We start from the raw sequence: 10242 nt of genomic DNA, 5'->3' as shown, positions 1-10242 counted from the left end.
CATGCCTGCACCCTACTTGAAGTGGGGTGTTGCACTTGGAAGTTGAGACTAAGGGGTGCCGTTCTCCGGCAAGGCATCGGAGCGGCTCCGCTTGCAGGACTCTGCGCGGATCGACAAGGCGGGGTCGGTTGGGTATTCGTGATGCATGGCTTTCCGGGCAGTCAGGCGCAGCGGGGCAGTTGCCCGGCACCTACACACCCATGGGCAACGGTCTCCACTCTACGAGGCCGACAGTCGCTCCACTTTCCGAATACCCCCCGGTTTCGGGCAGATTTCTGGAAGTCGAGACATGCTCGGATCTGGCTTATCCAGCCCAAACCCTTCTGTCTGGTTAAGGCTGCCGGGGCGCTGACTCCGGCTTAGGCATCGGCTTGGCTCAGTCCTTGCGAGGCCGTTGATACCGCTCTACCCACTCGACGATGGCGCTCTCCTGCACTCGCTTCGGAGCAAGCAGTCATGGGAAGCCCACAGAAAACCGGCACCCGACTAGATGTGACCTCCCCTATCGCAGGCCTTAGCGATGCATCGCGCTCGCGCCAGCCACGCACGATCGGTGAGGATCTCATCTAGAAAGTGATCCGCAAGACCTTGCACGAGGTTCCGGAGAACGCGACCCACTGGAGTACGACGCTGACGGCCAAGGCCACGGGGCTGTACCCCGCGGCGATCAGTCGCGTCTGGCGCGCTTTCGGACTCAAGCCGCATCTGCAGAAGACGTTCAAGCTGTCCAGCGATCCGCATTTCGTCGCCAAGGTGCGCGGCATCGTGGGCCTGTACCTGGCTCCGCCTGAGCGTGCGCTGGTGCTTTGCGTGGACGAAAAGAGCCAGATCCAAGCGCTCAATCGGACCCAACCCGGCTTGCCGCTGACCTCCGTCAGGCCCGCGACGCGCACGCACTCACGCACGATTACTAGCGCCACGGCACGACTTCGCTGTTCGCTGCTTTGGACGCGGCGACCGGCAAGGTGTTCGGACAGCTGCAGCGACGACGTTGCAGCGCGGAATTCCTGCGCTTCCTCGACACCATCGGTGCAAACGTGCCGAAGGAGCAGAAGGTCGACCTCATCACCCCGACCTCGTCGTCGATCAGTCTGGTCGAGCGGTTCTTCGCACTGATCGGCGAGCGACACATCAATCGCGGCGCACACAACAATTTCAAAGACCTCTAGACTTCGATTGGCCGCTATCTCGAGGGCTACAACCAGGACCCAAAGCCGTTCGTGTGGACCACGTCCGCAGACGCCATCCTCGGCTCGATCGCGCGGCTTGCAACCAAATTGGTTCCTACTGCGAACTAATGGAAAGGGACACCAGCGGTCCGGGAGTGCGGGGGACGCTGCTCGGTCTTCTTTACACCGCCGGCTCAGGACGCCGGAGGGCCATCTGCTGGGGCTCGTTCGCGGCTTGATTCGCCGTTGATCAGTGGCTGTGGAGCTTCACTGTCCGGCAAACGCTTTGCTGAGCGCAGGCGTCGGGCGATAAAGGATGCGCTTGCCCACACGCTCCGGCTTGAGCCAACGGAGCTTCACCAGCTTCTGAAGATCGCTGCGGGCGGTCACGATGGTGACGCGGTGAGAGCTTGCGTGGGACTCGTGTGTGTAGCGCGCGTCGGGATGACGCATGGCATGATCCAGAAGGGCGAGTTGACGATGATTGAGGTCGGCGCGTTGATTCAGGATCGCGCGCACGTTCCTTTGGGCTGCACTCTTTCGCTGTACGTATGCATGCAGCTCCTGCACCGCCTGCTCCAGCACTTCAATCTGCTGGAGCACGAAGTACGTCGCGTCCTGCGAATCGCTCTCGACGTACAGGTAGGCTCTCTCATACGGGCCTCGGCTGCGATAGAGCAGTCGTGAGATCGATATGAACTCCGCCAACCAGTAGCCTCGGCGCAGCATCGACCAATAGAAGAGCGCACGCGCCGTTCGCCCGTTGCCATCGTAGAAAGGGTGGTCGTAGGCGAGCTGGAAGTGCAGCAGGATGGAACGGAGCACGGGGTGCACGAAGCGACCGCTGGCTTCGTCGGCTCCGTTGGCGAACTCGATCAGACGTTCCAGCCGCTGGGGGAGTTGCTCTGCGGGGGGAGGCCGATGCACCACACGTTTGGAGCGTTCGTCGATCACCTCGATCCGTCGATCTTCGGGAGCTTGGATTCGGCCTGCTTGATCCGGCCGGTCCAATGTTCCCTCGGTGAGGATGCGATGCAGCTCAAGCAGAAGTTCCATCGACATCGGCTCCGTGCGGAGCTCGCGGATGCGAAGCATGGCGCGGTAGTTGTTCAGGATCATCTGCTCATCGCGCGTCGCTGGTATCGTCTCGTTGCGCAGCAGATCCTTGGCGGCTTCGCGTGTGCTGACCGCGCCCTCGAATAGGCTGGAGTGGATCGCTTCCTCCATCAGCGAGCTGGCGACGTACTGGTCTCGCGTGGAGGCGTTCGCGACACCCTCGGGCAGGCCGACGTGGCCGCCTAATTGGCGGTCCATCCGCGCGAGGCCTGCGTCTACTCGTGCGTGACGCGAAACCGTCAGCGGATCGCCGTTGCAGGCCACCAGTTCGGGAAACTTGATCTGATTCGCGGTACGCCGGAACTTGACCGCAAGCCACCACTCTTCGACGGTCAGCCCAGCGGGCGGCGTCCGATGGCGGAGTTGCTCCCAGTGCAGATAAGCGCCGTCATCCAACCCTTCCAGGGCGCTGAAAACCACCGCCAGCCTCTCCGGCGACAGTGTGTTGAACCCTTTCAGTCTTGGTGCCGGCGGTGGAGCTTTCATTTTGCTTTAAATATTCTAGGAATTTAAAGCAAACCTAACACAGACCCCGAGACGCGCAAGCGCCGCCTGGCCGCCGAATCCGCCACGACTCTGCTTACGCGCGGCGCCGTCCATAGCGCCATGACGGTGCTCAGTTGCCGGCGACGCGCTGCGCGCCGAGGGCGCGGACGTACTCACCCGCCTTGGCGTGGCCCAGCATATCTGCCCGCCGGCACCACTCCTCGGCCTGGACGGTGTCGCGCTGGACTCCGTCCGTGCCGCGTGCGAACAGGTTGCCGAGGTTCGCTGCGGCCTGGGCATCGCCGGCATTCGCCGACAGCGTGAAGTACCCGATTGCACGCTCCGTAGAGCGGCCTCGACCTGCCGCTCGTTCGATGTTGCCTCGGACGACGCCCTGGCAGGTTACGCGTAAGTGCAGGCCGCACTCTTCAGGACTGGCGGTTGTACCGCTGCACCCACTCGAAAACGGCACGCTCTTGGACGCGGGTCTCTACGGCACCTGGCCTTACCGAGCGCACGCGTTCGATCAGCCCGTCTGCGGACGTCACGTCCTCCGCCGCGATCGCGAGACGACATGCAATCGATCCAGCACGACCCAAGCCGCCCTTGCAGTGAACGACAACCCCATGGCCCTGATCCAACGCTGACAACAGCACCGGTTCTATGGCAGCCCACCGCGCCTCCCACTGCTCATCAGGAACGGAGCCATCCTGTATGGGGGCGTGATGCCAAACCAAGCCCAGTGACGCACACGCGCTGGGCAGCTCCTGCACTTCGAGTGCCTCGATCTCCCAGGGCTCGATCAGGGTGACGACATGCTTTGCACCCCAATCCCGGATACGTTCAAGGTCGGCGCGCAGGTCGCGATCCCAAGCACCCGTGATGGCGTTCGACTGCTTCTTGCCGGGACAGAAGGTGATGCCGACGCGGCCGGGCTTTGTTCCAAGCGCCAACGTCGCGATAGACAGCGGATGGGTTTCGCTGGTGCGCGCCGAGCCAGTGTGCTTTGGCGCACGCGGTGACGCGTGATCGAGTAGACGAGGGATCACCTCCTCCAGCAACTCGGTGCCACGCAGGCCCTGTACCCAGCGCTGCGGAAGCCCGAAGCGACCGAAGCGCAGACCGGCAAGGCCGCCGACCACGGCTGCCGTGGTATCGGTGTCATTGCCAAGGCGGATGGCTGCGCGCACCGCGGCTTCGAAATTCTCCGCGGCATCCATGCAGCGCCTGGCCGACCACAGCGTGTCCAGCACGTAGCCAGTGCCGCGTGACGCGGCTGCATTGGCAGGATCAAGAATGCGCGCAAGCTCACCGCCCCAGTCGGCAGAGGCCAGCGCGCTCAGGCGCTGGACGCCCCAGTCCCACGCGTCGCTGCGCCCCTCAAGCTCGGCGCGCCCCCACAGGCAGAGCAGCGCGCAGCAGAGCTGCGAGCGCAGATGCCCATGGGTGGGCAGCGACTGCCGCATGGCCAACGCGACCAGCTCCTCGTCGTTACCGCGATGCCATAGCGCGAGCGGCAGCACCCGCATCAGCGCGCCGTTGCCGTTCTCCCGCTCGCCACTGGGGCCAGCGCGCTCGGTAGGCGTGCCGCGCCGCAGTGCACTCAGGGCGTTCGAGGTCTGGATGCCGATGTCGAAGACGCGCCCATCGACCGCGCAATAGCCTTCGTCGGCCCAGCGCATAAGGCCCTGAGCGAAGTGATCCAGATCCAGCCCATCGCGCTCCAGCAGCGAGTGCAACAACACCAGCGCCTGCGCGCCGTCGTCCGACCAGGTCCCGGGAGGTGTCCCGATGTGCGCGCGGTGGAAGTCCGGCGGCGGCATGAACTCGATCTCATGCGGCTCGGGAATCGCCTGTGGAGGATGAAACTCGTAGGGCACGCCCAAGGCATCGCCGATGAGCAGGCCGTACAGGCCACCGGCGAGGCGGTCGCGGCGGATGAACTTCGTAGAGGTCTTCATGGCCGTCCCTTCACAGGCCCCACGCCGCCCGCGCCCGCACCTCGTCCAGCGTCCACTCGCGGGTGAGCGCGCCGTCCTCCCACACCGTCTCCATCGCATGCGCCCAGCCGGCCGGCAGGATCATGTCCTCGATGCGCTCGATCTCGTTCGGTACCGGCACGGTCTTCCAGCTGCCGAACTCGGCATGCCGGATCAGGGTGAGGCGGCCGCGCTTCGACTGCTTGCCGGGGTCGGTGACCGGGTCCTTGTAGACGTCGATCCACTGCCCATCGATACGGGCGGCCGAGCACTTCAGGGCGAACTTCTGGGTGTCGCGGTTGAGCTTCTGCAGCAGCCCGCCGCCCATGCCGAAGGCGACGTTGTCGGCGCTGTAGCCGGCTTGCGTGAAGCGCTCAAGGATCTGCTTCAGGCTGACCGGATCGATGCCGTCGCCCTGGATCACGCGCACCGTGTTCAGCACTTTGTAGCCTTTATTGTTGACGGCGTGGCCAAAGGCCTCATCCAGCGCCTGCAGGCAGCTCAGCACCATCTCGACCGGGTCGCCCGAGTCGGGGCGGATCACCACCGTGGCGCCGCAGTCGATGACCGCCTGGCGCAGGGTCTGGCCCCAGTGTTCGCGGATCGCGCGGTGGATGTCGTAGCTGTCCGACACCACGGCGACGATGCCGCCGGGCTTGGCGAACTGCTTCAGCATGTTGCGGTAGGCATCGACCTCGCGCTCGCGGCCCCAGCTGGTGATGGTGCTGTGCTCGGCGGCGGGGATGCTGAAGCCGGCCATGTCGGCGCCGTACCAGGCGCGCGCCGCCATCAGCGCCGACACCGTGTCGGTGCCGAGGAAGTTCACCAGATGCGCCAAGCCGCCCAGCCCCGCGCTCTCGGTGCTCGACACGCCGCGCGCGCCGAAGTCGTGCAGCTTGAAGGGCAGCTGGCCTTGCGCGTCGTCGCTGGTCCGCTGCAGGTAGTCGCGGATCGTCTGCTTGGCCTGCCAGCTGATGGTGGCCACCGTGACCGGATACCACAGGCGCAGCAGCAGGGTCTCCATGTAGCTTGGCAGCCAGAAAGCTTCCGGGTCGGTCGACTCGATCGTCATCAGCGCCTGGTGGGTGGGCACCACGTGGCCTTCGGGCACGGCGCGGATGCGCAGCGGCAGGCGACCGCCGTGCACGTCGACGATGCGCCGCCAGCCGGTTTCGTTGAACGGCTCGCCGTGGGCGGCGAAGACATCGCGCGCCTCATCGACATCGGCGTGGGTGATCGGCGCGCTGAAGTAGGCCTTGAGGATCGCCTGCAGACCAAAGAACAGCACATGCTCATGCGTGCCACCGCGGCTCTCGACGTAGAAGAAGCTGGCGTCGGTGCCCGGCGGATACTGCAGCCAGTGGCTGGCCTTGTAGCTGTCGGTGTTGAGGATGAGGTTGTCGAACGGGTTGCGGATGTTCATGACGTGAAACTCCTTCGCGTCGGATGCCGGTGGTCTGTCCGCCGGCGGTGGGGATGAGTGGATGCCTTGAGCGTGTCGATGACTCGCGTCGGAGCGGAAGTCATAGGGTGGGCCCTGGCCCACCATGGGCTGGATGCTTGCCTGTTCTCGTCGATATCGGAGGCTTTGGCTCACGGGTGAGCGGGGCGGGGTTGGGGCCATGGTGGGCCAGGGACCACCCTATTGTTCGCGGGGGCCGAAGGGCCGCTGTGGTGGGCGTGGCTGGACGACACGCACCCCATCGGGCTCAGCCGCGTCCGATGAAGTATTCGAGGATGTGCAGGTGGTCCTCGAACAATCGTGGCCCCATCTCCAGCGCCTCGGCCATCGGGAACCAGCGCGCCTTGTCGGCATCGTCGCTGCCGCGCACGGCCGGCAGCTCGCCCTGCGGGAACTCGAAGTGGAAGGCGTGGGTGATCGTCCGCCCGCGCAGCGAGCGCTCGGGGTGGTCGAAAACGTGGCTGCCCTTGAGCGAGCCGCGCAACACCGGCGCCGGCAGCTTGAGGCGGGTCTCCTCGCGCAGCTCTCGGATGCAGCCATCCAGCAGCGCCTCGTCCTGGCGGATGAAACCACCCGGCAGCGCCCACAGGCCCTTGCCGGGCGCACTGCGGCGGCGGATCAGCAGCACGTGGCCCGAGTGCACCACCACCGCATCCGTGGTGACGAAAGTCGGCGCGTACGGCGCTGCATTCCAGGCCGCACGGTAGTCGCGGAGGAATCGGTATTCCTCGACCAACTCGGCATGCGCCGGGTCATGCCGACGGAAGGCATCCAGCATGGCGAACACCGGCTCGGGCACGTTGGCGCGCACCAGCATCAGGCTGCCGTAGTCGCCGGGGCCGGTTTCGAACAGGTGGCGGCGCAGATCCGTGGCCGACAAGGTCTCGGTGTGGCCGACATCGATCAGCCGCCACTGCGGGAATTCCTCGAGGTAGTAGCTGCTGGCGTCCTTGCGCTGGCCGATCAGGCCGATGCGCGCGTCCGCTGGGCCGCCGTCGGCGCGGATCGCCTCGGCGACGGTGCGCTGCACGGCGGCGATCCACTGCGCCTCGTTGTACAGGTGGTCGCGCAAGGGACGCACGAGGATCTGCTCAGAGGCGTCTTCCAGCGCGGCCTGCAGCATCACCCGACGCTCGGCAGCGGTCCAGGGATTGCGCGGCGTGCGCGGGGCGTCGGCCGAGCCGATCAGCAGGATGAGTTTGCCGGGCCGGGCGGCCGCGCGTGTCGTTTGGGGGCTTCCGTCGGCAGTGCCCCGGAGCAGACGCAGGGCGTGGCGGGCGACGGCGAGATGGCCGTTGTGGAACGGCTCGAAGCGGCCAATGAAGACCACGTAGTCGAAGTCCATGAGGATCCCTCTGGCGTTGGTACCGCTGGTCAGTCCGGCGGCGTGGGTCCAAGACTACGCCTTTGGCGGGAATGTTCAAGCGCAGCGCATTGGTCCGCGCCACGGTGGCAGCGGCGGGTGACAGGAGCGCGGCAATCGCAACGCGCCTGCCATGCTCTGCCATCAGGCCCCCGCACATTTGCCCAGGCGCGGAGGCGCCGCGTTCACGCCGCGAGTGGCATCACGCTCGCTCGACACATGGAAACGCTATGGAAAGCCCCGGCCACCCCGACTCTCCGCCGCCCGAGCCCACAAACCCCGCCTCCGCTTTGAGCCCCGGCGCCCGCACGCTGCGCAACGCGCTGATCCTGGCCCTGGTCGGTGCGGTTGGCCTGAGCGTGGCCGGCCTGCGCGGCGCGCTGGGCAGCGCCGAGGATTCGCGGCCCAGCCAGATTGTCGACACCCAGCAGGGCGGCGCCGAGCCGCGGCATGCGGGCTTCCGCCGCGCCCATGCGCGCGGGCTCTGCGTCAGCGGACGCTTCATCGGCTCGGGCGAGGCGGCCGAGCTGTCGACTGCACCGCTGTTCGCAGCCACCGAATCGCCCCTGCTCGGCCGTCTTTCCATCGGCGGCGGCAACCCGACCGCCCCCGAAGCCAGCGCCGGCGTGCGCAGCCTGGCCCTGGTGGTTACCCAGGCCGATGGCCAGCAGTGGCGGATGGCGATGAACACGCCGCCGGTGCTGCCGGTCGGCACCCCGCAGGCCTTCCACGCGCAGCTGCGCGCGCTCGCGCCCGACCCCGCCACCGGCCGGCACGATCCCGCGCGGCTCGCGGCGTTCTTCGAGGCGCACCCGGAAAGCGCGGCCTTCCGCGCCTGGCAGGCGCAGTACCGGCCGAGCGACAGCTGGGCCAACACGCGCTACCACAGCATCAATGCCTTCGTGCTGGTCGCAGCAAGCGGCCGCCGCCAGCCGGTGCGCTGGGCGCTGGTCCCGGAACAGGCCTTCGCCCCGCTGGGCGAGGGCCCGCATGCGGAGGACGCGCTCAGCCGGGAGTTCGTGCAGCGTCTGCAGCGCGGGCCGGTGCGCTGGACCCTGCGCCTGCAGCTGGCCGAGCCCGGCGATGCCATCACCGACCCGAGCCAGCCCTGGCCGGCGCAGCGGCGTGAGATCGACGCCGGCGTGGTCGAGCTGGTCGCCGCCGAAGCCCAGCAGGGCGGTGCCTGCAACGGGGTCAACTTCGACCCGCTGGTGCTGCCGCAGGGCATCGAGCCCTCGGCCGATCCGATCCTGCACGCGCGCCGCGCGGCCTATGCGGAGAGCCTGCGCCGCCGCGCCCGCGAGACCCTGACCGGAGCCGGCCCATGAGTGCGCGCTATCCGCTGTCGGCGCGCCTGCTGCACTGGGCGATGGCTGCCCTGCTGCTGTCGATGCTGTGCCTGGGCGCGGCCATGGTCGACCGCTGGCAGCCCTGGGCGACGAGCGCCCTCCAGCTGCACAAGGCATTGGGCCTGCTCGCCCTGCTCCTGCTGCTGGTTCGGCTGCTGAACCGTCTGCGCTTCCGCGCCCCTGCCCTGCCGGACGACATGCCCGCGGCGCAGCGCGCGATCGCGCATCTCAGTCATCTGGGCTTGTACGTTCTGATGCTCGCGCTTCCACTGACCGGCTGGGCCATGCAGGGCGCCGCCGGCCTGCCGCTGCAGCTGTTCGGCCTCGCGCTGCCGGCGCTCGTGGAGGCGGATCTCGCGCGCTATGGACTGCTGCGCGAGCTGCATGCCTGGCTGGCCTATGGCCTGCTGACGCTGGTGCTGCTGCACGCCGGCGCGGCCCTGCACCACGCCTGGGTGCGGCGCGACGGGCTGCTGGCGCGGATGGGCATTGGCGCCGGCCCCGCGGGCGAGAACGCAGCAAACGCGCCGGCAGCGGTCGACGGTGCAACGCCCATCGCGGGACACGCGGCAGCGGACAGCAGCGAAGTCAGCCGGCTCTGAAGTGCAGCGGCGGGTGCGGATCCCACCTGTTTCCCGCGCCCGCCGCCGTGAGGACAGGGCCCGGGTCGCGGCCGTCAGCGCAGCGGCCAGTCCGGATGCTGGAACTGCTGGCCGTAGCGCTGCAGGCTGGCGTGCAGCGCGTCGTGCTCCTGGACCGCGCTGGCACCGGCCTCCAGACGCTGTGCCGACAGCAGCAGCTCGGCGAGGATGCCGTGCAGGGCCGCATCGGCCTCGGGCTCCAGCCGGCAGTTGGCGAACAGGAAGTCGATCTGCGCGCGCAGTTCGGCGGCCAGTGCCGGGCCCTCGCCCTGCGCACGCACCGCAGCGACCACGGCATCGAGGATGGCCTGCATGCCTTGGCGCAGCGGCGCGTCCGAGGCCCAGCCTCCCTCGGGCGCGACCCGGGTGCCGGGCTCGATGGAGTGCGCGTGCTCTCCCGCGTGCCCGGCATCGTGGGGGTCTGCCTGCGTCTGGGCTTCGCTCGTGGCCGCTGCCGATGCCGGCGGTTCGGCGGGCGGGCTCACGGTGGCCTGCGTCTGTGTGGCGGCGGGCGGAGACGCGACCTCCGACGCCGGCTGGCGGCTGCAGCCGCCGGCCGCGAGCAGCAGCAGGCCAAGGCTCATCGGCAACACGCGGAAAGGGTGGGGGCTGTGCATGCGGAATCTCCTTCAGTGGCGCAGCGCATCCGCGGCTCGGATCGCTGGGATCGACCTGAG

Annotated in this window: 6 protein-coding genes and 2 pseudogenes; 3 read left to right on the top strand and 5 right to left on the bottom strand. The window is 67.6% G+C overall.

The genetic code is table 11. The features are described 5' to 3' along the window. Positions 1 to 510 precede the first annotated feature (510 nt). Positions 511 to 1298 (top strand): annotated as a pseudogene (locus tag Q0654_RS07285) (IS630 family transposase); the annotation flags it as partial. A 138-nt stretch (positions 1299 to 1436) separates the two neighbouring features. On the opposite strand, the gene Q0654_RS07280 reads toward Q0654_RS07285, so the two are convergent. The 4 genes from Q0654_RS07280 to Q0654_RS07265 all read right to left on the bottom strand — a co-directional run bounded on the left by Q0654_RS07280 (position 1437) and on the right by Q0654_RS07265 (position 7563). Beyond that, the gene (locus Q0654_RS07280) at positions 1437 to 2771 is read right to left on the bottom strand and encodes a Fic family protein (protein WP_298852149.1); all 1335 of its coding nucleotides are present in this window, start codon (positions 2769 to 2771) and stop codon (positions 1437 to 1439) included. Between the two features lie 428 nt (positions 2772 to 3199). Beyond that, positions 3200 to 4732: an ADP-ribosylglycohydrolase family protein gene (locus tag Q0654_RS07275; RefSeq protein ID WP_298852147.1), complete on the bottom strand. Its 1533-nt coding sequence runs from the start codon at positions 4730 to 4732 to the stop codon at positions 3200 to 3202. 10 nt (positions 4733 to 4742) lie between these two features. Further along, positions 4743 to 6173, bottom strand: a complete 1431-nt coding sequence (locus Q0654_RS07270; protein WP_298852146.1) for a nicotinate phosphoribosyltransferase — start codon at positions 6171 to 6173, stop codon at positions 4743 to 4745. A gap of 286 nt (positions 6174 to 6459) precedes the next feature. Continuing rightward, the gene (locus Q0654_RS07265) at positions 6460 to 7563 is read right to left on the bottom strand and encodes a bifunctional nicotinamide-nucleotide adenylyltransferase/Nudix hydroxylase (protein ID WP_298852163.1); all 1104 of its coding nucleotides are present in this window, start codon (positions 7561 to 7563) and stop codon (positions 6460 to 6462) included. Between the two features lie 242 nt (positions 7564 to 7805). Here Q0654_RS07265 and Q0654_RS07260 point away from each other — a divergent pair, with 242 nt between their 5' ends. Next, entirely contained in the window at positions 7806 to 8903 is a 1098-nt protein-coding gene (locus Q0654_RS07260; protein ID WP_298852144.1) for a catalase family peroxidase, read from the top strand. Next, positions 8900 to 9409, top strand: a pseudogene (locus tag Q0654_RS07255) (cytochrome b/b6 domain-containing protein); the annotation flags it as partial. The gene Q0654_RS07260 and the pseudogene Q0654_RS07255, both read left to right, overlap by 4 nt. 191 nt (positions 9410 to 9600) lie before the next feature. On the opposite strand, the gene Q0654_RS07250 reads toward Q0654_RS07255, so the two are convergent. Next, complete coding sequence (locus Q0654_RS07250; protein ID WP_298852142.1) at positions 9601 to 10182, bottom strand: hypothetical protein; 582 nt, start codon at positions 10180 to 10182, stop codon at positions 9601 to 9603. Between the last annotated feature and the right edge of the window lie 60 nt (positions 10183 to 10242).

The sequence above is a fragment of the uncultured Aquimonas sp. genome, assembly GCF_937888285.1.
Lineage (GTDB): Bacteria > Pseudomonadota > Gammaproteobacteria > Xanthomonadales > Xanthomonadaceae > Aquimonas.
The sequence above is the reverse complement of the archived record's forward strand: the minus strand, read 5'-3'. Positions and strand labels throughout refer to the sequence as shown.

Excerpts from the sequence above, each read along its gene's own strand:
- Q0654_RS07275 (WP_298852147.1), bottom strand. The coding sequence starts at position 4,732 with ATGAAGACCTCTACGAAGTTCATCCGCCGCGACCGCCTCGCCGGTGGC.
- Q0654_RS07270 (WP_298852146.1), bottom strand. The coding sequence starts at position 6,173 with ATGAACATCCGCAACCCGTTCGACAACCTCATCCTCAACACCGACAGC.
- Q0654_RS07280 (WP_298852149.1), bottom strand. The coding sequence starts at position 2,771 with ATGAAAGCTCCACCGCCGGCACCAAGACTGAAAGGGTTCAACACACTG.
- Q0654_RS07260 (WP_298852144.1), top strand. The coding sequence starts at position 7,806 with ATGGAAAGCCCCGGCCACCCCGACTCTCCGCCGCCCGAGCCCACAAAC.
- Q0654_RS07250 (WP_298852142.1), bottom strand. The coding sequence starts at position 10,182 with ATGCACAGCCCCCACCCTTTCCGCGTGTTGCCGATGAGCCTTGGCCTG.